This is a genomic window from Enterobacter cloacae complex sp. GYL001 (assembly GCF_049237125.1).
In the GTDB taxonomy this organism is placed as follows: domain Bacteria; phylum Pseudomonadota; class Gammaproteobacteria; order Enterobacterales; family Enterobacteriaceae; genus Enterobacter; species Enterobacter hormaechei_C.
This window is the reverse complement of sequence record NZ_JBMKGW010000002.1, coordinates 301,460-323,940: the sequence shown is the minus strand read 5'-3', so window position 1 is coordinate 323,940 and position 22,481 is coordinate 301,460. Positions and strand designations below refer to the sequence as shown.

Sequence of the window (22,481 nt, the reverse complement as noted above, 5' to 3'; positions counted from 1 at the left end):
TGGCTGAGGGAAAGGCTGGCAGAGTGTGGGGATGGAAAAATCAAAACAACTCCGCAAACAAATGACACCCGAAGAAGTACGCCTCTGGTATTTGCTCAGAGGTCGTCGTTTCTTCGGGTATAAGTTTCGTCGTCAGATGCCGGTTGGGTCGTATATCGTGGATTTTGCCTGCTTTAAGGCGAAGCTGATTATTGAGCTGGACGGTGGGCAACATCAGGATGAGGAGAACTATGATTCACGTCGTACCGCGTTTTTGAATACGAACGGATGGGAAGTCGTACGGTTCTGGAATAATGAATTTCGCGTTAACGAAGATGAAGTGTTAAATATCATTCTTCAACGACTGCAATGCCTGATGCCCTCACCCTAACCCTCTCCCACAGGGAGAGGGAACTCTAACTCCCTCTCCCCTGGGGAGAGGGCTGGGGTGAGGGCCCAGTGCGCACAAATATTACTTCAGCGTCCCCACCAGCGCCTTCCGGCTGTCTTCCAGCGACACCACGCGTTTACACACGTCTTTGCCGAACTGCTGGAAATCGGCTTCCTGATTCTTCCACTCGTTCTGAATCGAGGTTTGCAGTCCGCCCAGGCTGCCCAGTACACCCTGCAACGGATTACCGCCACCCTTCAGCACCGCTTTGGCGCCCATCTCGTTGATGCTGTCCTGGAGAATGCCGCCCATCGCCTGGTTCACCAGTTGCTGACCGTCGGCACGCACCTGATCGATCGCCTTATAGTGGAACGTCAGGCCATCAGAGCGCGTCTCGATAATACGGTTCATCTGCTCTTTCAGCTGTTTATCCAGCTTCGTCAGGCGGGTGCGCATATTGCTGCTCTCCCCCACCTCTTTGGTGATGATTTTATCCAGCGCCACGCGGCTTTTCTCGACGCGGGTCAGCGCGCCATCGTTGATCCAGGGCAGCGCGGTACGCAACTCGGCCTGGTAGTCCATCGCCTGCTCGCGCTGGGCGGCCGTCAGGTTTTGCGGTTTGCCGTTAAAGGTCACGTTGCCATCCGGCGTAATCACCAGATTGCCATTCTCGCCCTTAACCTGCACGGTTTGCGGACTCAGCACCACGTCATCACGCGGGGTGACGCTACATTTATACTCCGCATGGGCGGTGGTTCCGATTGCCAGTAAAGCAACAGCCAGCAACGTTTTGCGCATCTTTAACACTCCCTCAGACAAAATGGGCCAGCTAATGCTGGCCCCGTTCTTGCTTTATTAGTCCCACCAAACGTCGAAAAGTTCGCTAACGCGGACATCTTCCAGTTTGTGGTCTTCAAGCCATTTGCGTACCAGCGCCTGATGCTCTTCGGTGCATTTCCCCACTTCCTGGGTGCAAATCAGACCTTCCCACGCCAGATAGCCGCTACCGTCGAAGGCCAGCTTGTTTGGCTCGATCACCTCGTTGATGAACGCATCAACGTCCTGATCGATCTGTTCCACACTGGTGCCTTCCGGGAAACGCCAGGCAACGGAGAAACCCACTTCCTGGAATTCTTCGATGTGCATCTTTTTACGCAGACGACGGCTACGATTCTTTGCCATTATTTCACCCTCTCGAACATTAAGTCCCATACGCCGTGACCAAGACGATGGCCACGCTGTTCAAATTTTGTCACCGGACGTGAATCCGGACGCGGTACGTAGTCGTTGCTTTCAGACTGATTTTTATACCCGTCCAGGGACGACATCACTTCCAGCATATGTTCCGCATAAGGTTCCCAGTCGGTCGCCATGTGGAAAACGCCGCCCAGCTTGAGCTTACTTTTCACCAGCTCGGCAAACGGCGCCTGAACGATACGGCGTTTATTATGACGCGCTTTGTGCCATGGGTCAGGGAAAAAGAGCTGAACCATGTTCAAAGAATTGTCAGGAATCATTTTGTGCAGCACTTCCACCGCGTCGTGACACATGACGCGCAGGTTCTCAACGCCCTCTTCGTGGGCCGTTGCCAGGCACGCGCCGACGCCCGGCGAGTGTACTTCGATACCGAGGAAGTTCTGCTCCGGGCGCGCTTTCGCCATGGTCACCAGCGAGGTGCCCATGCCAAAACCAATCTCCAGCGTCACTGGCGCGTCGCGGCCAAACAGGTCGGTGAAGTCGAGCGGTTGCTCGCTGAACTCAACGCCCATCACCGGCCAGTAGTTGTCCAGCGCGTGTTGCTGCCCTTTTGTCAGGCGCCCCTGACGGCGGACAAAGCTGCGAATACGGCGCAGCGGGCGACCGTTTTCATCAAATTCCGGTGAAATGACGTCGTTTTTCATAAAAGAGTTGTCTGCTTGTGAGAATGTTCGGGAAACGGGCATTATCCAAAGTTAAGGCTTCTATGCAAGCATGGGAAAGATCCGGTTTACAGCAGATTGACGCTGTGCTGCAATCTGCGTCCCTGATTAAGCGAATCGATGACCATGCAAGCCTCTCAATTTTCAGCCCAGGTGCTGGACTGGTACGACAAATACGGGCGTAAAACCCTGCCCTGGCAAATTGAAAAAACGCCTTACAAAGTATGGCTCTCCGAGGTGATGTTGCAACAAACGCAGGTCGCGACGGTCATTCCTTACTTCGAGCGTTTTATGGCGCGCTTCCCGACAATCACCGATCTGGCCAACGCGCCGCTGGACGAGGTACTGCACCTGTGGACAGGCCTCGGCTATTACGCCCGCGCGCGCAACCTGCACAAAGCCGCACAGCAGGTCGCCACCCGCCACAACGGTAAATTCCCGGAGACCTTTGACGAGGTGGCGGATTTGCCCGGCGTCGGGCGTTCAACCGCAGGCGCAATCCTCTCCCTCTCTTTAGGCAAACATTTCCCTATTCTCGACGGCAACGTCAAGCGCGTGCTCGCACGCTGCTACGCCATAGATGGATGGCCGGGCAAGAAAGAGGTTGAGAAACGCCTGTGGGAGATCAGTGAAGCGGTCACTCCGGCGATAGGGGTGGAGCGTTTTAACCAGGCGATGATGGATCTGGGCGCGATGGTCTGCACCCGTTCAAAACCGAAGTGCGAGCTTTGCCCGGTAAACAACCTCTGCGTGGCGTATGCGAACCACACCTGGGCGCAGTATCCGGGGAAAAAACCGAAGCAGACGCTGCCTGAGCGCACCGGGTACATGCTGCTGATGCAGCATGGCGACGAGGTGTTTCTCGCTCAGCGCCCGCCGAGTGGCCTGTGGGGTGGTCTATACTGCTTCCCACAGTTTGAGGATGAAGCCTCGCTTCGGGCATGGCTTGAACAGCGCGGCATTGCGGCCGATACCCTGACGCAACTCAACGCGTTCCGTCATACCTTCAGCCATTTCCATCTGGATATTGTGCCGATGTGGCTTCCCGTGTCCTCATTCACGTCGTGCATGGATGAAGGCACCGCTCTCTGGTATAACTTAGCGCAACCGCCATCAGTCGGGCTGGCGGCTCCCGTGGAGCGCCTGTTACAGCAATTACGTGTCGGTGCAATGGTTTAGCATCGGCAAGACAAAGAGGAATGAGTATGGCCAGAACCATTTTTTGTACTTTCCTACAGCGCGACGCTGAAGGCCAGGATTTCCAGCTCTACCCGGGCGACCTGGGTAAGCGCATTTACAACGAGATCTCCAAAGAAGCCTGGGGACAGTGGCAGAAGAAGCAGACTATGCTGATCAACGAGAAAAAGCTCAGCATGATGAACCCGGAACATCGCAAACTGCTGGAGCAGGAGATGGTGAACTTCCTGTTCGAGGGTAAAGACGTCCACATCGAAGGCTATACACCACCGGAAAAATAATAACGCGCAGCTGCTGCCCGGCGGCGCTGCGCTTGCACGGGCCTACGGTTTTGTAGGCCGGGTAAGCGCAGCGCCACCCGGCAACAGCAACCCCAAAGCAAACACAACACGCACTCCCGGAATGATGAAAAAACTTTTAGCGCTAGCCCTTGTTGCGCCGTTGCTTGCGTCTTGTTCTTCCAAAAAAGGCGATGAATACAACGAAGCCTGGGTCAAGGACACCAACGGTTTTGACATTTTGATGGGGCAGTTTGCCCACAACATCGAGAACATATGGGGATTTAACGAAGTTCTTATTGCCGGACCGAAGGACTACGTTAAGTACACCGACGCCTATCAGACCCGTAGCCACATCAACTTCGATGACGGTACGATTACGGTTGAAACCATCGCAGGGACTGAACCTGCGGCGCATTTACGTCAGGCCATCATCAAAACCCTGCTGATGGGCGACGATCCGGGGTCTATCGACCTCTACTCTGATGCCGATGACATCACCATCTCCAAAGAGCCGTTTCTGTATGGCCAGGTCGTTGACCAGACCGGTCAGCCGATCCGCTGGGAAGGCCGCGCCACGAAATTTGCCGACTACCTGCTGCAAACGCGCCTGAAAAGCCGCACCAACGGCCTGAAAGTGATCTACAGCGTCACGATCAACCTGGTGCCGAACCACCTCGACAAGCGTGCGCATAAGTATCTGGGCATGGTGCGTCAGGCGTCGCGTAAGTATGGCGTGGATGAGTCGCTGATCCTGGCGATTATGCAGACCGAGTCCTCGTTCAACCCCTACGCGGTAAGCCGTTCCGACGCGCTGGGGCTGATGCAGGTTGTACAGCACAGCGCCGGTAAAGACGTGTTCCGCGCACAGGGGAAATCCGGCACGCCGAGCCGCAGCTACCTGTTCGATCCGCAAAGCAACATTGATACCGGTACGGCCTACCTGGCGATGCTGAACAATGTCTACCTGGGCGGGATTGATAACCCAACCTCACGCCGCTATGCGGTGATCACCGCCTATAACGGTGGCGCGGGCAGCGTGCTGCGCGTCTTCTCAAATGACAAAGTGCAGGCCGCGAACATCATCAACAGCATGGCGCCGGGGGATGTCTACTCAACCCTCACCACCCGCCACCCGTCTGCGGAATCACGCCGCTATCTGTATAAGGTGAATACGGCGCAGAAGAACTATCGTCGCCGCTAAAAAGCTACCCCTCACCCTGCCCTCTCCCAGAGGGAGAGGGTATTCAAGTTCCCTCTCCCTCTGGGAGAGGGTTAGGGTGAGGGGACATCAGACCGCACCCATCTCACCCCATCCATACGAAAATGCTATTTGCATCACAATCCAGACTGCAAATTAATGTGGATTGCATTTTTTTGCGGGAGGTAACAAAACATATCGTTGCCAACTGATAGAATTGCATCAAATAACAACCCTGAATGTTCCTATAACAACATATCTCCCGCTCACTTGTGAGGAAAGTAACATGAACCTTAAGCTGCAGCTTAAAATCTTGTCGTTTCTGCAGTTCTGCCTGTGGGGTAGCTGGCTGACTACACTCGGCTCCTATATGTTTGTGACGCTCAAGTTCGATGGTGCGTCGATCGGTGCCGTTTACAGCTCGCTGGGTATTGCGGCTGTCTTCATGCCAACGCTGCTCGGTATCGTGGCGGATAAATGGTTAAGTGCGAAATGGCTGTACATGCTTTGCCATCTGGTGGGTGCGGGGACGCTGTTTATGGCGGCCGAAGTGACCACGCCGGGGGCGATGTTCATGGTGATCCTGCTTAACTCGCTGGCCTATATGCCAACGCTTGGCCTGATCAACACCATCTCCTACTATCGCCTGAAATCTGCCGGTCTGGATATCGTCACCGACTTCCCGCCAATCCGTATCTGGGGCACCATCGGCTTTATCATGGCGATGTGGGGCGTGAGCTTCGCGGGCTTCGAGCTGAGCCATATGCAGCTCTACATCGGCGCGGCGCTCTCCGTACTGCTGGCGCTGTTCACCCTGACGCTGCCCACCATTCCGGTATCTAACCAGCAGAAAAACCAGAGCTGGAGCACCATGCTTGGCCTGGACGCCTTCGCACTGTTCAAAAACAAGCGCATGGCGATCTTCTTTATCTTCTCCATGCTGCTGGGCGCGGAACTGCAAATCACCAACATGTTCGGTAATACCTTCCTGCACAGCTTCGATAACGATCCGCTGTTTGCCGGGAGCTTTATCGTCGAACACGCGTCGGTGATGATGTCCATCTCGCAGATCTCCGAGACGCTGTTCATCCTGACCATCCCGTTCTTCCTGAGCCGCTACGGTATCAAGAACGTCATGCTGATCAGTATCGCCGCCTGGATGTTGCGCTTCGGTCTGTTCGCCTATGGCGACCCAAGCGCGTTCGGCACCGTGCTGCTGGTTCTGTCGATGATTGTTTACGGCTGTGCCTTCGACTTCTTCAACATCTCCGGCTCGGTGTTTGTGGAAAAAGAGGTGAAGCCTGAAATCCGCGCCAGTGCGCAGGGCATGTTCCTGATGATGACCAACGGCTTCGGCTGTATTCTGGGCGGCGTGGTGAGCGGCAAAGTGGTTGAGATGTATACCACTAACGGCATCACCAACTGGCAACCAGTGTGGCTGATCTTCGCCGGGTACTCGCTGGTGCTGTTCTTCGCGTTCATCGCGCTGTTCAAGTACAAGCACGTGCGCGAGCCGCACGGTGCACAGCCGATCGCGCATTGATTGTTGTGCCCGGTGGCGCTGCGCTTACCGGGCCTACAAAACCAGACCGTAGGCCGGGTAAGGCGTAGCCGCCACCCGGCTATTTTATTCCAGAAAGCACCCACCCCACCGACAGCAAATCCGCGCTGCCGCCCGGGCTCAGATTGCGTTCAATCAATGCCTTATCCATCTTCAGCAACGCCTCGCAGTCCCAGCCGTTAGCCAGTAATTCCCGCGCGTAGCCCTGAACGTAGCGCAGCCCCTCAATGCCGCCGCGCGAAACGAGATTGCTGTCCTGATTTACCGCCATCAGGCGCAACAGCAGGCCGTGAAGCGACTGACCGTTCCACGCATCCAAAGCCTTACGCACCGTGGCAAAGCCGCTTTCTGCCTCGCCACGCGCGCCGGTTAAACCGTACAGCTGAAACTGCCGCTCCCCCGCCGTTGCCTGCCCGCTGCGCCCGGCCAGCTCCCTCGCCACCAGCCCATGACAGATGTTACTTACCTCACAACAGAGGCTATCCGCAGAGATATTTTTCACACGCCCGGCGGCGAAGCAGAGCAAACCGAGGGCAAAAATCCCGCCCTTGTGGGTATTTACCCCGCCCGTGGCGGCGTACATTGCCTGCTCGCAGGCCATTCCCATTGGGCGAAGAATCCGCAACTGCCGATCGGCAGGTTTGGCCGCATGTGCTTCACCCAGTTCCGCAAACCGGGCAAACCACGGCGTAATCGCCATAATGCTGCGGACAAACAAGGCATGGTCCATATCGCGATGGGAGCCGTTATTGAGCCTGTCCACCAGCCCCGGTTTTGGCGTCAGCTCCAGCTCCTGCCACAGCGCCTCTGCGGCAAGCGCAGGGAGATCAACCGGGCGCGGTTCAGTCGCGAGCAAACCAGTCATCGATCATCTTCTCCACGCGGGAAACCACCTGCTCAGCGGGGTGATTGCGCGAACGGGAACAGGCGTGGGCGGGCTCGTCACAGATCAGGCAGCGTCTGAGATTCGCCCCCAGCGACTGACGGCCCACGTGGCCGTTTTCAGGGCAGATCACATCCAGATCCCACAGCCTGCCGAGTGGGTGCGTCTGCTCCAGTTCTGCACAGTGCGCCTTAATTTCCGCCGCCGGATGCGCGATGCACCACAAGGCTTCAGGTCCGGTGGGTAGCCACAGCACCTTACGGTCCAGCACCTGCCAGCGGTTTTCCCACAGCAGCTGGTCGCACATTTGCAGCGCCACGCCCATGGTGTTGCGATAGCGAAGGCTGTCTTTGATTTCCCCGGGCGTAACCAGCGTGAGGGTGATCACCGGTTGTTGATAGTGCGCAAGCATGTCAGCCTGGCGCGCTGCGCGGCGCTCTTTCGCCGCCAGCAGTTCGTCCAGGCTGACACCCGTCCGCACGGGTGTCGCAATAGTCACACTTCCTCCTTTACCTGTCGAACGGTGTCGATCACGCTGCCGTCGCGGTAGCGGATCACCCCGACGATTTTGTCGGTGAACTCAATCGGTTTCGGTACGCCTGTCAACGAAATCGCTCGCTCATACAGCGCGTTGATATCTACAACCTTCAGCCCTGCTTCCATAAGTCGTTCGCGGATCTCCGGGCGCGCCGGGTTGACCGCAATACCGTGGTCGGTGACCAGCACGTCAATGCTCTCCCCCGGCGTGAGGCGGGTGGTAACGCGCTTCACTACCGTCGGGATGCGGCTTCGCAGCAGCGGCGCGACCACAATGGTCAGGTTGGCTGCCGCCGCCACGTCGCAGTGTCCGCCGGATGCGCCACGCATCACGCCATCGGAGCCGGTGATGACATTGACGTTAAAGTCGACGTCGATTTCCAGGGCGCTGAGGATCACCACGTCGAGCTGGTCGCAGCTTGCCGCCTTGCTGCCGGGGTTGGCGTAGACGTTGGTGGAGATCTCCACGTGGTTCGGGTTGCGCGCCAGCGAGGCCGCTGCCTGGCCGTCAAAGCACTGGGTGTCGAGCAGCTTTTCGATGAGCCCCTTCTCGTGCAGATCCACCAGGCTGCCGGTGATGCCGCCAAGGGCGAAGCGCGCCTTCACGCCGCCGCGCTCCATCTTCTCTTCCATAAAACGGGTGCAGGCGGTGGCCGCTGCACCGGAGCCGGTCTGCATCGAGAAGCCTGGTTTGAAATAGCCAGAGTGTTCAATCACGTCCGCCGCATAGCGGGCGATCATCAGCTCGCGCGGGTTGCTGGTGACGCGCGCCGCGCCGACGCTGATTTTCGCCGGGTCGCCCACGCTCTCCACCTGCACGATGTAGTCCACCTGATCCTGCACCAGGCTGGCGGGCATATTGGGGAATGGCACCAGCGCTTCGGTCAGCAGCACCACCTTACGGGCAAAGTGCGCATCCACCATGGCGTAGCCCAGCGAACCGCAGCACGATTTTCCGTGCGTGCCGTTGGCGTTGCCAAACTCATCGCTGCACGGCACACCAAGAAATGCCACGTCGATGCTCAGTTCGCCGTCCTGGAGCAGCTTCACGCGCCCGCCGTGGGAGTGAATTTGCACCGGCTCGTCCATCAGCCCGTGGGAGATGGCATCCGCCAGCCTGCCGCGCATGCCGGAGGTGTAAATCCGGGTGATAACGCCGCTTTCAATATGCTCGATCAGCGCATCATTGCAGGTCATCAGCGAGCTGGAAGCCAGGGTCAGATTTTTGAAGCCCATCCGTGCCAGAAGCGCCACGACGGTGTTGATCACCCGGTCGCCTTCGCGAAAGGCATGGTGGAAGGAGATGGTCATCCCGTCCTGCAAGCCGCTGCGCTTAACCGCCTCTTCAATAGAGGCGCAGAGCTTGCGGCTGTGCTTCGCCTCGCTGTCCGTCAGCCACGGCGTCGCGCTGTGGGCGGTATCAAAGGGTTTCAGATCCCGCAGATGGGGGAAATTTACATGGAGAAGTTCTGTCTGATTCATTATGTCATCCTTACCGACGCACGCCAGAGGCCGCCGCGCGCTCCAGCACCACCTGCGCGTGGTTAATAATCGGTGCATCCACCATTTTGCCGTTGAGCGACACCACGCCCAGGCCGTTACGCTCGCCCTCTTCTGCCGCCTCAATCACCCTTTTGCCGTGATCCACCTCTTCCTGAGTCGGGGCGTAGGCGTTGTGCAGCAGGTCTATCTGGCGCGGGTTAATCAGCGATTTGCCGTTGAAGCCCATCTTGCGGATCAGGTCGACCTCGCGCAGGAACCCGGCTTCGTCGTTAACGTCGGACCACACCACGTCGAAGGCGTCGATACCGGCGGCGCGTGCGGCGTGCAGCACGGCGCAGCGGGCATAGAACAGCTCGGTGCCGTCGCCGCGCTCGGTCTGCATGTCCATCACGTAGTCAAAGGCGGCCAGCGCGATGCCGATCAGGCGCGGGGAGCTGCGGGCAATCGCCACGGCGTTGATGACGCCAATGGCCGATTCAATCGCCGCCATCACGCGGGTGGAACCCACATCACGCCCGCACTCCTTCTCGATACGCTCGAGGTGGCCTTCCAGCTCGTAAATATCGTCCGGGGTGTCGGTTTTCGGCAGGCGAATCACGTCCACGCCCGCGCGCACGGCGGCTTCCAGATCCAGCAGGCCAAACGGCGTGCTCAGCGGGTTAATGCGTACCACGGTTTCGATATCCTGATACATTGGGTGCTGCAACGCGTGGAACACCAGCATGCGTGCGGTGTCTTTCTCGCGCAGGGCCACGGCGTCCTCAAGGTCAAACATGATGGAGTCGGGGCGGTAGATAAAGGCGGTAGAGAGCATGGCGGCATTGGCGCCTGGCAGGAACAGCATACTGCGGCGGAGTTTGCTCATTTCAGCGCCCCCCAGTTGATGGCCTGTTCATCGGCGGCACGCAGAAGCGCGCTTTGCAGGCGAGCGCGGATTACACAGTCCAGCGCCCCTTTGTCTTCAATAATGATTAATCCCTGGTGCACGTTCATGGCGCGCAATGTGTCGTTGACCACCTGGCGTATCTGCTCGCCAAACTGCTTAATCACTTCACTGTGGATGACAATCTCCAGCTCACCGTGAGCGGGGGCGATTTTCACCATCAGGTCGCTGGACTCCTGCGTTCCGGCCAGCGCCTCCCTTACAATATTCATGATAAATTCCTGATAGTTATGCGACTTCCGCACTCGCACGATAATGTGCTTCGAGGTGCGCGAAGGTGGAGTCCGGGACAATCTCCCGGATCCGGGAAAACTGCTGTGTCTTGAGTAAACGGCGCACTTCCGAGGCCGAAATGGCGTTGCCGGTGGCCTTGATGCGCGGCATCTCCACCACCTCAATATGCGAGGCCAGAAGGTCGTGCAGCGTCTGGTTGTACTGCCGGGTGATGTCGCAGAAAGGCTCCGAGCCGATGAAGCGGTGTGTGATGCCCAGCGCCGGGGCGATATAGTCCCGGAAGATCAGCACGTCGATCTCGCTCCACGCCTGCTGCACTTTGCCGGTCTCCTTCAGGAAGTAGGCCGGGAAGGTGGCGCGGGAGATGATGTACTGCGAGCCTTCATGCACCACCACGTTCGGCAGATGCGCCACGCCCGCACGCACCATCTCGAGGCGCGCGCTGAACGGGAAGAACGAGGCGTCTTCACGCACCACAAACAGATGCAGGGCATCGCACTGCGTCGCCGCCTGCTCCACCAGATGACGATGGCCGAGGGTGAAGGGATTGGCGTTCATCACGATCGCGCCCGTTTTTTCCCCACACCTGCGCTTCGCGCGCAGGGAGCGGCAGTAGCGCGCGATCCCCTGCGGAGTGTTCTCCATTAGCACCGCGTTGTTCCCGCTCTGGGCAATCGGCCAGAAACCGCTGCGGCCAAAGCGCTCCTTATTGCACGGACGGGTGCAGAGGAAGAGGTGAAAATGGCCGCGCTCCAGCGCCGCGTTTTCCACCTCTGCAAGCAGACGCGCGCTGAGGTTTTCCCCACGAAGCTGCTCGTTGACCGCCACGCATTTGATGACGTTGGCAGCCAGCCCGGCGCAACCCACCAGCTGCGCGCCGGACCAGGCTTCGACAAACAGCGTGATGTCGTTGTCCAGGCCAAGGCCGCTGTCTGCCAGCAGGTAGCGGATCTGGCTTAAGCGTTCCGGGTGTTTCGCCACAACGGTGTGCCGAAAATCAATGGGTTGCGATTGCATGCTGCCGCCTTACTCAGTGCGCTGCCGCGAGCCCGACGGCTGGCGCTTCCACGATCACGTTGCTCAGATGACCGATATGCTCGATCTCCACCTCAATGCGATCCCCCTCCTTCATAAACAGCGGCGGGTTGCGCTTTTTACCCACGCCACCAGGCGAGCCGGTGATGATCACGTCGCCCGGGCTGAGACGGGTGAAGGTGCTGATGTACTCGATCAGCTCCGCCACCTTGTGGATCATGCTGCTGGTGTTGTCCTCCTGCACCATGCGGCCGTTCAGCCAGGTGCGGATCGCCAGGCTGTGCGGGTCCGGGATCTCATCCGCCGTCGCCATCCACGGGCCGAACGCTCCGGTCTGCCGCCAGTTTTTCCCGGCGGTGAACCAGGTGTGCTGCCAGTCGCGGGCGGAGCCGTCCATGTAACAGCTGTAGCCCGCCACGTGGCGCAGGGCGTCGTCGCGGCTGATGTTCTCCCCGCCTTTGCCGATGATCACCGCCAGCTCGCCTTCGTAGTCGAACTCGCTGGAGTGGCGCGGCTTCAGCACCGGCTCGTTGTGGCCGGTCTGTGAATCCGGGAAGCGGACAAACAGCGTCGGGGCCGGGTTGTGCTGGTCAAACTCCTTGCGCTTGTCGGCATAGTTCATGCCCACGCAGAGGATTTTTTCCGGCTGGACAATCACCGGTAAGAAGGTGATGGCGTTCAGCGGTACATCCACCGCGTCGTTCAGAAAACGGGTGGCCTGCGCCAGCCCGTTCCCCTGCAACAGCGCTTTAAGGTCGCCATAGCGGTCGCCCAGGCGGCGGCCCAAATCAATCACGCCTTCGGCCTGTACGATGCCGTAGCTGCGTTTTCCCTGGTATAAAAAGCTTGCGAGTTTCATTGTTCTTTCCTGAAAACTTAAACGAGGAAGTTGCCCAGAATCAGCAGTGAGATGGAGACGTTAATCGCCCCGCCGATACGGGTAGCAATCTGGGCGAACGGCATCAGGCTCATGCGGTTGCCTGCGGTCAGGATCGCCACGTCGCCGGTACCGCCCTGGCCGCTCTGGCAGCAGGAGACGATGGCGACATCAATCGGGTGCATGCCAATCTTTTTGCCGACGAAGAAGCCCGTCGCCACCAGCGCGGAAACAGTGCTGACGATCACCAGCAGGTTGCTGACGGTGAACGCCGCCACCAGCTCATGCCACGGGGTGATGGCCACGCCGACGGCAAAGAGGATGGGGTAGGTCACAGAGGTCTGGAAGAATTTGTACACCACCTGCGAGCCTTCCAGCAGGCGCGGAGAGGCACCGTTGCAGAGCTTCACCAGCACCGCCATAAACAGCATGCCGACTGGGGCAGGCAGGCCAATCAGCTTGTGGCCGAGCATACCCAGCATGTAGAGCAGCACCGCCAGCAGCGCGCCGGAGGCGATAGTGGTGACGTCCGCTTTGCCGGAAAACGCAGGCTGAGAGACGGTAGCATCGGCATTCGCGCGGTTCGGCATCAGCTGGCCTTCACCGGTCAGGTGCGGGTAGCGTTTACCGAGCTGGTTCAGGCAGCCGGAGATAATGATTGCCGTCAGACCGCCGAGCATTACCATCGGCAGCACGCGGCCGAGCGCCACGCCCTGGTCCATATGCAGCAGGGTGGCGTAGCCGATGGAAAGCGGGATCGCCCCTTCCCCTACGCCGCCCGCCATAATCGGCAGAATGATAAAGAAGAAGATCTGGAACGGCTCAAGACCCAGCGCCAGGCCGACGCCCATCCCCACCAGCATGCCGACGATTTCACCGCACAGCATCGGGAAGAAGATACGCAGGAAGCCCTGGATCAGCACCGTGCGGTTCATGCTCATGATGCTGCCGACGATAATGCAGCAGATATAGAGATAGAGAATGTTGGTGGATTTGTAGAACTTGGTGGTGGACTCGACCACCACATCCGGCAGCAGGCCGTAATAGACCAGCGCGGAAGGGATAAAGGTGGCGCAAATCGCCGCCGCGCCGAGCTTGCCGACAATCGGCAGACGTTTGCCAAACTCGCCGCAGGCAAAGCCGAAGAAGGCCAGCGTGGCAACCATCACCACGATATCGCTCGGCAGTTTCCCACCCAGGCAATCAATGGCAATCAGCGCGCCCGCCAGAACGAACAGCGGCAGAGGAATAATGCCGATTTTCCAGGTATCCATAATATGCCACCAGCGCTCTTTGAGCGAAGGTCGCTGAATTTCAATCGGGTCGTGGGTAACAGAGAAAGAATCGTCAGTTGTGCTCATAATAAGCCCCTTGGTTATTTTGTGCATTCAGCTTAGAGTCACAAAGGCTTACTTTATGTGAGGAATGGCATATTAAAAGCGAAGTTTTAATGGCAGCTATGGTTTTAATGGTTTCTTTTATTTAATGTGATTTACACCTTATTTATTTCCGTGGTTTTTATGGTTTCTTTTCTTAAATGAACAAATAAATAACATTTATTAATTTAGCCTTAAGACGCCTGGCGTATCGGATAAATCTTTTACAGGCGCTGCTGTGCAAGGGATCACAAGTTTTCTGCAAAGCAGGCGTCACCACGAGAAAAGATGATATATTAGCCTGCCTTGTTGATACCCGGCGTGATAGTTATGAAAGTGTCATTTCAGATCAAGCTGTTTATTTCGCTGGTCGCTTTTTTCTCGGTACTGTTTGCGCTACTGGGTGGATATTATTACGTCGACGTTGGAAGACAGCTTTATCAGGAAATGAGCGCACGTGCAAAAATACAGGCCGAAGAAATTGCGCTTATTCCTACTTTGCGAAAAGAAGTCGAACAGAAAGATATCAACGGCATCAGCGACTTTATGCAGAAAATAGCGGCCCACAGCGACGCCAGTTTTATTGTGATTGGCGATAATAAAGGGCTGCATTTGTTTCATTCGGTGTTTGCTGACCGGGTGGGAAAAACGCTGGTCGGCGGCGATAACGACGAGGTTCTGCAGGGTAAAAGCACGACCACTATCCGCAAGGGCGGCTTAGGTATTTCACTTCGCAGTAAAGCGCCGATTTTTAACGATGCGGGGCACGTCGTGGGGATTGTCTCGGTGGGCTATCTCACCAGCTATCTGGATACCATCACCGTCAATAAAGTGGTTAACATTCTGATTGCCGCCGTGCTGCTGCTGATCGCCCTGTTTATCTTCTCCTGGTTTTTCACCCGCAGTATAAAGAAGCAGATCTTCTCGCTGGAGCCACGCGAAATTGGCCTGCTGGTACGCCAGCAGAAGGCGATGATGGAATCCATCTATGAAGGAGTCATCGCTATCGATGACGATCTGCGCATCGAAGTGATCAACCAGGCTGCACGCAAGTTATTGGGCTTAAGCCAGCCCGCCCGCGAGCTTCGCGGACAACTGATTAGCCAGGTGATCGATCCTGTTCCGTTCTTCAATACGCATACCATGCTGGCGAAAGACACCCATGATGAAATCTGCCGCTTTAACGATCTTACGGTCATTGCCAGCCGGGTAAGGATCATGCTGGAAAACTCGCTGCAGGGCTGGGTGATCACCTTCCGCGATCGCAATGAGATCGATACGCTCAGCGCCCAGCTCAGCCAGGTTAAACGCTACGTTGATAACCTGCGCATCATGCGCCACGAGCAGCTCAACCGGATGACCACCCTTTCCGGCCTGCTGCACATGGGCCGCTATGAAGAGGCGATTGGCTATATTCAGGCGCAGTCAGAGCACGCACAGGAGCTGCTGGACTTTATCTCGTCGCGCTTTAGCTCCCCGACGCTCTGCGGCCTGCTTTTAGGCAAAGCCGCGCGTGCGCGGGAGAAAGGCGTGGAGCTGAGTTTCGACCCCGCCTGCCGGATGGATAAACCTTTCCTGCCGCTGCTTGAATCGGAACTCATCTCGATTATCGGGAACCTGCTGGATAACGCGATTGAAGCGACGCAGCGCGCACCGCTTCCGCATGCGCCGGTTGAAGTGCTGATAAAACTGAGCGAGCAGGAACTCATCATCGAAGTCGCCGACCAGGGTATTGGCATCAAACCGGAGATCCGTGAACAAATATTTGAACGCGGCATTACCACCAAAACGCGCGGCGATCACGGTATTGGCCTGTATCTGATTGAAAGCTACGTCACGCAGGCGGGCGGCGCCATCGAAGTTGCGGATAACACGCCGCGCGGTGCCATTTTCTCACTGTTTATTCCCGCCACGGGAGCTGCCCGGCACCCCGTACAGGAACTGGAAGATACCGACTATGCAACATGAACTTATCGACGTACTGATTGTTGAAGACGAGAACGAACTGGCGCAACTGCACGCGGAGCTTATCGGTAAACATCCGCGCCTGAGGCTGGTGGGGATTGCCGCGTCGCTGGCCGACGCGCAGGTACAACTGGAGAGCAAACAGCCGAAGCTGATGCTGCTGGATAACTACCTGCCGGACGGCAAAGGCATCACCCTTATCAGCAACCCGATGCTCACCCGCGCCAACTGCTCGGTGATTTTCATCACCGCCGCCAGCGATATGGACACCTGTAGCCAGGCAATTCGTAACGGCGCGTTTGACTACATCCTCAAGCCGGTTTCCTGGAAGCGCCTGAGCCAGTCGCTGGAACGTTTTGTGCAGTTTGCCGAACAGCAGCGCGTCTGGAAGATTGTCGACCAGCAGAACGTGGATTCACTCTATCAATTGCAGGCGAAAAACTATCGCCTGGACAACGGCAGCAAAGGGATAGAGGAGAACACGCTGGCGCGGGTGCAAACGCTGTTTAACAACAAGGCGGCGCACTGTTTTACGGTGGATGAGGTGGTGAGCGAGACGGGCCTGAGTAAAACCACCACCCGGCGCTATCTGGAACACTGCGTGGAGGTGGGTTTTCTGACGGTGGAGATGCTGTACGGGAAGATCGGGCATCCGAGAAGGATGTACCGCCGCGCAGAAGCCTGACGCAGTATTGTATGCCCGGTAAGCTTGCGCCGCCGGGCACTCGCCGGGTGGCGCTAACGCTTACCCGGCCTACGTTCAGACATTCAATACGTATCCATACAGCCGCTTAATCCCGTCCGCATCTTTCTCGCTGTAAACGCCCTGCAACTCTGGCGAGAAGCCCGGCAGCATATTGATGCCCTCCTCCAGCGCCAGAAAATAGCGCTGTACCGCCCCGCCCCAGACTTCCCCCGGCACCACGCACAGCACGCCCGGCGGGTATGGCAGCGCACCTTCGGCGGCAATGCGTCCTTCGGCGTCACGAATACGCACCAGTTCGACGTTCCCGCGAACGTACTCCTGGTTGGCATCCTGCGGGTTCATCACCACGGCAGGCAGGCTCTCCTGACGGAACATCGCCTTCTGTAAATCCTTCACGTTAAAGCTGACGTAAAGATCGTGCATCTCCTGGCACAGCTGACGGATCGTGTAGTCGCGGTAGCGCACCGGGTATTTCTGATAGATAGTCGGAAGCACATCCGCGAGCGGCGTGTCGTCTTCAATATGCTGTTCAAACTGCCCCAGCATCGCCACCAGCTGCATTAGCTTCTCCGCGCTCTCGGCTGGCGTCAGCAGGAACAGGATGGAGTTGAGATCGCACTTCTCCGGCACAATGCCGTTCTCGCGCAGGTAGTGGGCGAGAATGGTCGCAGGAATGCCGAAATCGGTATAGTGACCTGTTTCAGCATCAATGCCCGGCGTGGTCAGCAGCAGCTTGCACGGATCGACGAAATACTGCTCGCGGGCATAGCCTTCAAAACCGTGCCATTTTGCACCCGGTTCAAAACTAAAGAAGCGACGCTCGCTGGCGATAGCCTGTGTGGGGTGATCCTGCCATGGCCGCCCCGCCACCACCGGCGGGATAAACGGTTTGATCATATTGCAGTTGGCGATGATGGCCTTGCGTGCTTCAATGCCCAGCTCGACGCACTCCGCCCACAGCCTGCGTCCGCTCTCGCCCTCGTGGATCTTGGCGTTCACGTCCAGCGCAGCAAACAGCGGGTAAAACGGGCTGGTGGAGGCATGCAGCATGAACGCATTGTTCAACCGCTTGTGCGGGCAGAAGCGCGACTGACCGCGAATATGGTTATCCTTTTTATGGATCTGCGACGTTTGCGAGAACCCGGCCTGCTGCTTGTGGACCGACTGGGTCACGAAAATTCCCGGATCGTTCTCGTTCAGTTCCAGCAGAAGCGGAGACGTTTCCGCCATCATCGGGATAAATTGCTCGTAGCCGACCCAGGCGGAGTCAAAGAGGATGTAGTCGCAAAGGTGACCGATCTTGTCGATCACCTGACGGGCGTTGTAGATCGTGCCATCATAGGTGCCGAGCTGAATGATCGCCAGGCGGAACGGGCGCGCCTCGGCGGCTTTCTGCGGCGCGACGTCACGGATCAGTTCCCGCAGCCAGGCCTCATCAAAGCAGTGTTCATCAATCCCGCCGATAAAACCAAACGGATTACGGGCTGCCTCAAGATAGACAGGCGTTGCCCCGGCCTGGATCAGCGCCCCATGATGGTTGGACTTATGGTTGTTACGATCGAACAGCACCAGGTCGCCGCGGGTCAGCAGCGCGTTGGTCACCACCTTGTTGGCCGCCGACGTGCCGTTCAGCACAAAGTAGGTTTTGTCCGCGTTGAATACTTTCGCCGCGAACTTTTGCGCGTGCTTGGCGGAGCCTTCGTGGATCAGCAGATCGCCCAGCTTAACGTCGGCGTTGCACATGTCGGCGCGAAAAACGTTCTCACCGAAGAAATCATAGAACTGCCGCCCCGCCGGGTGTTTTTTGAAAAAGGCACCGTGCTGGTGACCCGGACAGGCAAAGGTGCTGTTTCCCATCGCCACATACTGGCTCAGGGTGTCAAAAAAGGGTGGCAGCAGGTTCTCTTCATACCGGCAGGCGGCAGATTCCAGTTCCAGCAATTCCTGTGCTTTACCCGAGATGATCGCCGTGACACCCTCTGGCACCTCTCCTGGCTCTGTTGAGAACAAAAATACCGGTAACTGAAAGCCCGTACGCTTCAGCAATGCGAGAATGCCGCTGTAGCTTTCAACAACCGTAATGACGACTGCCGCCACATCGGTGAAATCAGTGTTATCCAGCATAACTTTTTCGCGATGCGTAGAAACTTTGGATACCAGCTCACGGCTGACGGCAATTTTCATGGTTTTCATAGGCGCAAATACCCTCACCGAACGGCGAGACAGGAAGGAGAAAATTCGCGCAATCATGTCACCTTTTATTTTCAGGTGCAAGAAGGAATCAGTATGCGTTACGCCTCCCAAAGCTAAGCGTAATCAGGGACGAACGTGCCATAATCATGCAATGCCAGTGCTTAAATAACAGGAGTTAAACGTGGTAATTGGACCCTTTATCAATGCGGGAGCCGTATTGCTGGGCGGTGTACTTGGGGCAGTATTAAGTCAGCGCCTGCCGGAGCGTATTCGCGTCTCCATGCCTTCTATTTTTGGCCTGGCGTCGTTAGGGATTGGTATCCTTTTAGTGGTGAAATGCGCCAACCTGCCGGTGATGGTACTGGCGACGCTGCTCGGCGCGCTCATCGGCGAGTTTTGCTATCTGGAAAAAGGTATTAATCACGCGGTAGGCAAAGCCAAAAATCTGATTGCCCGACCAGGCAAGGCAAAGCACGGCACGCACGAGTCGTTTATTCAGAACTACGTTGCGATCATTATTCTGTTCTGCGCCAGCGGCACAGGGATATTCGGTTCGATGCAGGAAGGGATGACGGGCGATCCCAGCATATTGATTGCGAAAGCGTTTCTGGATTTCTTTACTGCCACCATTTTTGCCACCACCCTCGGCATCGCCGTCGCCGCGATTTGTGTGCCGATGTTGCTTATTCAGCTGGCGCTGGCCACCTGCGCCACGCTGATCCTGCCGCTGACAACGCCAGCGATGATGGCAGACTTTACCGCCGTCGGCGGCCTGTTGCTGCTGGCGACAGGGCTGCGCATCTGTGGCATTAAGATGTTTGCAGTGGTGAACATGCTCCCTGCCCTGCTGCTCGCGATGCCGCTTTCCGCGCTCTGGACGCACTTTTTCGCTTAAGTTTGCGACGAAATGGTGAGAGAGTGTGCAGTCTGCACCGAAAGCAACAAATTTCGTTGACGCCGGAGGGAGGATCGGGTTTAATGCGCCCCGTTGCCCGGATAGCTCAGTCGGTAGAGCAGGGGATTGAAAATCCCCGTGTCCTTGGTTCGATTCCGAGTCCGGGCACCAAATTTATATTAACGGACCTCCACGGAGGTCCGTTTTTGCATTCTGAGCCCGCCAGAATCACTACTTCTGCATTCCCTTAACGACACCCCGACCACTGCGTCAGCAGCGCATGCAGTTTAGCCGGCTCCAGAGGCTTGCGGAGCACCAGGTATCCCTCCTGCTCCGCCTCCAGCAGAACCGGTGAATTAAATTCGCCGCTGACTATCGCGCCGCTCATATCCGGCAAACGGTCAAAAAGCGCTTTCAGGATGTCGAAGCCGCTTTCGCCCGATCGCAGGCGCTGGTCGCACAGCACGGCGAACGGCGTAAAGCCGTCGTCGATGATGGCAAACGCTTCTTCAGCCGAGGCCGCACAGCGTACGTCGATTCCCCAGACGCTCATCAGGCTCTCCCAGGCAGACGTCACCAGCGGGTCGTCATCGACGACCAGGCAGGAACCGTGCAGCGGCGCATAGCGTACCGGCGTGGCGGTGTTGTCAGCGGCGGGCGGGGTGTCCAGCGCGATGTCTTCGCCAGCATATTGGGTAAAGCGCATCCAGAAGCGTGAGCCTTTCCCTTCAATGGATTGCATCCCGTATTTCACCTTCATCAGCTTGGCACAACGGGCAACGACGGCCAGTCCCAGCCCGTGTCCGGCGCTGTCGATCTTCCATGCCAGCTCGGGGCGGTAGTAAGGTGAGAAGATTTTGCCCTTCTCTTCATCGGCGATACCGACTCCCGTGTCCCACACCTCCACCATACACTCGTCACCGCGCGGTCGGATGGCGACCAGCACCCCGCCCTGGAGCGTGTAGCGAAGGGCGTTTTGAATCAGGTTAATCAGGGACTGTCGCACCAGCAGCGGATCGCCCATCACGTCGATACGGCGTTTAGGCCGCCGGATACACAGCCTAAGCGCGCGGCTGTTGGCCTCTTCACGAAACAGCGTGATGACCGAGTCGAGCAGAGCACCGATATCCACTTTGGTCGGGGCAGAGAGGACATTCCCGGATTCTATTTTGCTGAGATCGAGCAGAGAATTGAGCATTAAATGCACCGAGCGAACGCTCTGCTGAAGGTCAAGGAGTTGCGGCGTCAGGCTGTCGTCCCGGTTTCGGTGGAGGATGGCTTCGATCAGAAAGCCCATTGCGTGTACGGGCTGGCGCAGATCGTGACTGGCGGTGGTCAGAAACTGATTTTTATCCAGCAATGCCTGCTCCGCGTCCTCTTTGGCCTGACGAAACTGTTCCGCAAGGCGTGAGCTTTTTTCCTCAAGCAGCGCTTGCTGAATAAAGAACGCATGGGAAGTTAACGCATGGCGGTAAATCGCGAAGCCGTAAAGCAGATTCAGCATGAGCACGATGAACATCAATTCATCCAGCCGCCAGATAATACCGAGGTTCAGCACCCCCCAGGAGGCGAAGAAAAAACGCGTAAAGGTACTAATGACAGGCGTCAGATGCGTCGCATTGGCGGCGACGATGGCGGCAATGCTGATATTAAGTAACAGGAAAAAGTCAAAATTCTGCGTCTGTGGCGTAATTAAATAGAGTGATGAAATGCCCAGCCCGTGAATAAAGGCAATATTATTAATACGCGGAAGCCAGCGTCGCAGAACGTCCCTTTCACCGTTTTCTTTCGCTTCACGCTGATAGCGTCGATGCAATATTCGTATCGCCACGGCACATAGCAGATAAATAATTATCCAGATAATCGTCGGGCCGAGTTCATCCCCAAGCATATAAATCCAGATGGCGAAAGGAATACCAACAAAGGGTACCGCACTAAAGCTGAATACCAGCCGCAGAAAGGTGTTGTTTAGCAAACGGATCTGCGCCGGAGCAGAGATACCATCATTTTGTAAGCTCTGAAAAAACCTCATTCCGACGGTTCCTGCTTGCCATGCAGAAGCGTGATGGCTTCGACCCGGCTGTTAACGCCTATCTTTTTCAATATATTGCTGATGTGTTCTTTGACCGTGGGCTCAGAAATTGAAAGCTGGGCGGCGATGCGTTTATTTGGCAGGCCGCGCATAATCATATTTAACACGTCTATTTGTCGCGGCGTTAAGTTAAATTTACTTAACTTCTCATTATTCGTCTTAACGGAAATTTCGTTTCCCTCAGGAAACCAGGTCTGATTATCAGTGAGTGCGAAAACGGCCCGCGAGAACATCTCAGGTGGCTCGCTTTTCAATACAAAACCGTGCCCCCCGGCGGCATTAACTTTGCGCCAGATATCATTATTGTCATCCCCGCTGACCACCAGGAGTCGTACCTGTGGGTAAAATTGCTTTACTTCTTTGAGTAATTTCAGGGCCGTTCCGGAAGAGAGCCAAAAATCGATTACCAGCAAACGTGGCGGGCCATGATCCCTAATTTGGCGGTAGCAATCATCCTCATTCGTCACCACACACGCCTGCTTAAACTGGCAATGTGTAATCAGAAAATTGGCGATGCCGCTTGCTACCAATGGATGGTCATCAACGACTAACGCATAATTCTGTCCCAAAGGAGCCTCCTTTTACCTTCGCATATCTTAGAGTACAGATGAATTATTATCTACCCACCCTACTTTAGGAGGGTTTTTTCGATTAGGAAAGAGAAATATATTATTCGCTGATTTGGGTAAAAGAAAACATAAATACAATCAGTGAAA

General features: G+C 56.6%; 22 protein-coding genes and 1 tRNA gene. 9 read left to right on the top strand and 14 right to left on the bottom strand.

Annotated features, from left to right (window positions below):
• The first annotated feature begins 31 nt into the window (after positions 1-31).
• Positions 32-370, top strand: coding sequence for an endonuclease domain-containing protein (locus ACOTWU_RS05605; RefSeq protein ID WP_126498767.1), 339 nt, complete (start codon positions 32-34; stop codon positions 368-370).
• An 81-nt stretch (positions 371-451) separates the two neighbouring features.
• Here ACOTWU_RS05605 and ACOTWU_RS05600 read toward each other — a convergent pair whose 3' ends face one another.
• Genes ACOTWU_RS05600 through trmB form a run of 3 tightly spaced genes read right to left on the bottom strand, consistent with a single transcriptional unit; the run spans position 452 to position 2,271 of the window.
• Positions 452-1,168: a DUF2884 domain-containing protein gene (locus ACOTWU_RS05600; RefSeq protein WP_015571842.1), complete on the bottom strand. Its 717-nt coding sequence runs from the start codon at positions 1,166-1,168 to the stop codon at positions 452-454.
• 57 nt (positions 1,169-1,225) lie between these two features.
• Positions 1,226-1,552, bottom strand: a complete 327-nt coding sequence (locus ACOTWU_RS05595) for a YggL family protein (RefSeq protein WP_003862421.1) — start codon at positions 1,550-1,552, stop codon at positions 1,226-1,228.
• Positions 1,552-2,271: a tRNA (guanosine(46)-N7)-methyltransferase TrmB gene (gene trmB / locus ACOTWU_RS05590; protein ID WP_015571843.1), complete on the bottom strand. Its 720-nt coding sequence runs from the start codon at positions 2,269-2,271 to the stop codon at positions 1,552-1,554. Before trmB ends, ACOTWU_RS05595 begins: the two co-directional genes overlap by 1 nt.
• A gap of 144 nt (positions 2,272-2,415) precedes the next feature.
• On the opposite strand from trmB, the gene mutY reads away from it, so the two are divergent.
• The 4 genes from mutY to ACOTWU_RS05570 all read left to right on the top strand — a co-directional run bounded on the left by mutY (position 2,416) and on the right by ACOTWU_RS05570 (position 6,508).
• Positions 2,416-3,468 carry an A/G-specific adenine glycosylase gene (gene mutY / locus ACOTWU_RS05585; RefSeq protein WP_126498766.1) on the top strand — a complete coding sequence of 351 codons (1,053 nt, stop codon included), beginning with the start codon at positions 2,416-2,418 and terminating at the stop codon, positions 3,466-3,468.
• A gap of 26 nt (positions 3,469-3,494) precedes the next feature.
• Positions 3,495-3,767, top strand: a complete 273-nt coding sequence (locus ACOTWU_RS05580; protein ID WP_003862425.1) for an oxidative damage protection protein — start codon at positions 3,495-3,497, stop codon at positions 3,765-3,767.
• Positions 3,768-3,891: 124 nt separating this feature from the next.
• Positions 3,892-4,968, top strand: coding sequence for a membrane-bound lytic murein transglycosylase MltC (mltC, locus tag ACOTWU_RS05575; RefSeq protein ID WP_126498833.1), 1,077 nt, complete (start codon positions 3,892-3,894; stop codon positions 4,966-4,968).
• A gap of 283 nt (positions 4,969-5,251) precedes the next feature.
• Positions 5,252-6,508, top strand: a complete 1,257-nt coding sequence (locus ACOTWU_RS05570; RefSeq protein WP_015571846.1) for a nucleoside permease — start codon at positions 5,252-5,254, stop codon at positions 6,506-6,508.
• Positions 6,509-6,587: 79 nt separating this feature from the next.
• Here ACOTWU_RS05570 and citG read toward each other — a convergent pair whose 3' ends face one another.
• The 8 genes from citG to ACOTWU_RS05530 are packed head-to-tail and all read right to left on the bottom strand — an operon-like array spanning position 6,588 to position 13,899.
• Complete coding sequence (gene citG, locus ACOTWU_RS05565) at positions 6,588-7,391, bottom strand: triphosphoribosyl-dephospho-CoA synthase CitG (protein ID WP_039269791.1); 804 nt, start codon at positions 7,389-7,391, stop codon at positions 6,588-6,590.
• Positions 7,369-7,908: a citrate lyase holo-[acyl-carrier protein] synthase gene (citX, locus tag ACOTWU_RS05560; protein WP_126498765.1), complete on the bottom strand. Its 540-nt coding sequence runs from the start codon at positions 7,906-7,908 to the stop codon at positions 7,369-7,371. The genes citG and citX overlap by 23 nt, the downstream gene beginning before the upstream one ends.
• Complete coding sequence (citF, locus tag ACOTWU_RS05555; RefSeq protein ID WP_126498764.1) at positions 7,905-9,428, bottom strand: citrate lyase subunit alpha; 1,524 nt, start codon at positions 9,426-9,428, stop codon at positions 7,905-7,907. The genes citX and citF overlap by 4 nt, the downstream gene beginning before the upstream one ends.
• 10 nt (positions 9,429-9,438) lie before the next feature.
• Positions 9,439-10,314, bottom strand: a complete 876-nt coding sequence (citE, locus tag ACOTWU_RS05550) for a citrate (pro-3S)-lyase subunit beta (RefSeq protein WP_220719398.1) — start codon at positions 10,312-10,314, stop codon at positions 9,439-9,441.
• Positions 10,311-10,604 carry a citrate lyase acyl carrier protein gene (gene citD, locus ACOTWU_RS05545; RefSeq protein ID WP_017382935.1) on the bottom strand — a complete coding sequence of 98 codons (294 nt, stop codon included), beginning with the start codon at positions 10,602-10,604 and terminating at the stop codon, positions 10,311-10,313. Before citD ends, citE begins: the two co-directional genes overlap by 4 nt.
• A gap of 16 nt (positions 10,605-10,620) precedes the next feature.
• Positions 10,621-11,643, bottom strand: a complete 1,023-nt coding sequence (gene citC / locus ACOTWU_RS05540; RefSeq protein ID WP_032671991.1) for a [citrate (pro-3S)-lyase] ligase — start codon at positions 11,641-11,643, stop codon at positions 10,621-10,623.
• 13 nt (positions 11,644-11,656) lie between these two features.
• Positions 11,657-12,520 (bottom strand): fumarylacetoacetate hydrolase family protein, encoded by an 864-nt coding sequence (locus tag ACOTWU_RS05535; protein ID WP_015571851.1) that lies wholly within the window; start codon positions 12,518-12,520, stop codon positions 11,657-11,659.
• Positions 12,521-12,537: 17 nt separating this feature from the next.
• Positions 12,538-13,899: a 2-hydroxycarboxylate transporter family protein gene (locus ACOTWU_RS05530; protein WP_023333366.1), complete on the bottom strand. Its 1,362-nt coding sequence runs from the start codon at positions 13,897-13,899 to the stop codon at positions 12,538-12,540.
• A gap of 345 nt (positions 13,900-14,244) precedes the next feature.
• On the opposite strand from ACOTWU_RS05530, the gene ACOTWU_RS05525 reads away from it, so the two are divergent.
• Positions 14,245-15,882: an ATP-binding protein gene (locus tag ACOTWU_RS05525; RefSeq protein WP_164554785.1), complete on the top strand. Its 1,638-nt coding sequence runs from the start codon at positions 14,245-14,247 to the stop codon at positions 15,880-15,882.
• Entirely contained in the window at positions 15,872-16,564 is a 693-nt protein-coding gene (locus ACOTWU_RS05520; protein WP_062933235.1) for a response regulator, read from the top strand. The genes ACOTWU_RS05525 and ACOTWU_RS05520 overlap by 11 nt, the downstream gene beginning before the upstream one ends.
• Before the next feature lie 75 nt (positions 16,565-16,639).
• On the opposite strand, the gene ACOTWU_RS05515 is transcribed toward ACOTWU_RS05520, so the two are convergent.
• Positions 16,640-18,778, bottom strand: a complete 2,139-nt coding sequence (locus ACOTWU_RS05515; protein ID WP_032655707.1) for an ornithine decarboxylase — start codon at positions 18,776-18,778, stop codon at positions 16,640-16,642.
• 181 nt (positions 18,779-18,959) lie between these two features.
• Between ACOTWU_RS05515 and ACOTWU_RS05510 the strand changes: the two genes are divergently transcribed.
• Together ACOTWU_RS05510 and ACOTWU_RS05505 are read left to right on the top strand one after the other, a co-directional pair.
• Positions 18,960-19,673: a DUF554 domain-containing protein gene (locus tag ACOTWU_RS05510; RefSeq protein ID WP_003862452.1), complete on the top strand. Its 714-nt coding sequence runs from the start codon at positions 18,960-18,962 to the stop codon at positions 19,671-19,673.
• A gap of 95 nt (positions 19,674-19,768) precedes the next feature.
• Positions 19,769-19,844: transfer RNA gene (locus tag ACOTWU_RS05505), tRNA-Phe, on the top strand.
• A gap of 76 nt (positions 19,845-19,920) precedes the next feature.
• On the opposite strand, the gene ACOTWU_RS05500 is transcribed toward ACOTWU_RS05505, so the two are convergent.
• Together ACOTWU_RS05500 and ACOTWU_RS05495 are read right to left on the bottom strand one after the other, a co-directional pair.
• The gene (locus tag ACOTWU_RS05500; RefSeq protein ID WP_126498763.1) at positions 19,921-21,705 is read right to left on the bottom strand and encodes a hybrid sensor histidine kinase/response regulator; all 1,785 of its coding nucleotides are present in this window, start codon (positions 21,703-21,705) and stop codon (positions 19,921-19,923) included.
• Complete coding sequence (locus ACOTWU_RS05495) at positions 21,702-22,334, bottom strand: response regulator transcription factor (protein ID WP_047726768.1); 633 nt, start codon at positions 22,332-22,334, stop codon at positions 21,702-21,704. The genes ACOTWU_RS05500 and ACOTWU_RS05495 overlap by 4 nt, the downstream gene beginning before the upstream one ends.
• Positions 22,335-22,481: the final 147 nt, after the last annotated feature.

What these genes read in the sequence shown, in the direction of transcription:
- ACOTWU_RS05525 (WP_164554785.1), top strand. Translation starts at nt 14,245, where the DNA reads ATGAAAGTGTCATTTCAGATCAAGCTGTTTATTTCGCTGGTCGCTTTT.
- mutY (WP_126498766.1), top strand. Translation starts at nt 2,416, where the DNA reads ATGCAAGCCTCTCAATTTTCAGCCCAGGTGCTGGACTGGTACGACAAA.
- citF (WP_126498764.1), bottom strand. Translation starts at nt 9,428, where the DNA reads ATGAATCAGACAGAACTTCTCCATGTAAATTTCCCCCATCTGCGGGAT.
- ACOTWU_RS05535 (WP_015571851.1), bottom strand. Translation starts at nt 12,520, where the DNA reads ATGAAACTCGCAAGCTTTTTATACCAGGGAAAACGCAGCTACGGCATC.
- citD (WP_017382935.1), bottom strand. Translation starts at nt 10,604, where the DNA reads ATGAATATTGTAAGGGAGGCGCTGGCCGGAACGCAGGAGTCCAGCGAC.
- ACOTWU_RS05570 (WP_015571846.1), top strand. Translation starts at nt 5,252, where the DNA reads ATGAACCTTAAGCTGCAGCTTAAAATCTTGTCGTTTCTGCAGTTCTGC.
- ACOTWU_RS05595 (WP_003862421.1), bottom strand. Translation starts at nt 1,552, where the DNA reads ATGGCAAAGAATCGTAGCCGTCGTCTGCGTAAAAAGATGCACATCGAA.
- ACOTWU_RS05500 (WP_126498763.1), bottom strand. Translation starts at nt 21,705, where the DNA reads ATGAGGTTTTTTCAGAGCTTACAAAATGATGGTATCTCTGCTCCGGCG.
- trmB (WP_015571843.1), bottom strand. Translation starts at nt 2,271, where the DNA reads ATGAAAAACGACGTCATTTCACCGGAATTTGATGAAAACGGTCGCCCG.
- mltC (WP_126498833.1), top strand. Translation starts at nt 3,892, where the DNA reads ATGAAAAAACTTTTAGCGCTAGCCCTTGTTGCGCCGTTGCTTGCGTCT.
- citC (WP_032671991.1), bottom strand. Translation starts at nt 11,643, where the DNA reads ATGCAATCGCAACCCATTGATTTTCGGCACACCGTTGTGGCGAAACAC.
- ACOTWU_RS05600 (WP_015571842.1), bottom strand. Translation starts at nt 1,168, where the DNA reads ATGCGCAAAACGTTGCTGGCTGTTGCTTTACTGGCAATCGGAACCACC.
- ACOTWU_RS05605 (WP_126498767.1), top strand. Translation starts at nt 32, where the DNA reads ATGGAAAAATCAAAACAACTCCGCAAACAAATGACACCCGAAGAAGTA.
- citG (WP_039269791.1), bottom strand. Translation starts at nt 7,391, where the DNA reads ATGACTGGTTTGCTCGCGACTGAACCGCGCCCGGTTGATCTCCCTGCG.
- ACOTWU_RS05580 (WP_003862425.1), top strand. Translation starts at nt 3,495, where the DNA reads ATGGCCAGAACCATTTTTTGTACTTTCCTACAGCGCGACGCTGAAGGC.
- citE (WP_220719398.1), bottom strand. Translation starts at nt 10,314, where the DNA reads ATGAGCAAACTCCGCCGCAGTATGCTGTTCCTGCCAGGCGCCAATGCC.
- ACOTWU_RS05520 (WP_062933235.1), top strand. Translation starts at nt 15,872, where the DNA reads ATGCAACATGAACTTATCGACGTACTGATTGTTGAAGACGAGAACGAA.
- ACOTWU_RS05530 (WP_023333366.1), bottom strand. Translation starts at nt 13,899, where the DNA reads ATGAGCACAACTGACGATTCTTTCTCTGTTACCCACGACCCGATTGAA.
- ACOTWU_RS05515 (WP_032655707.1), bottom strand. Translation starts at nt 18,778, where the DNA reads ATGAAAACCATGAAAATTGCCGTCAGCCGTGAGCTGGTATCCAAAGTT.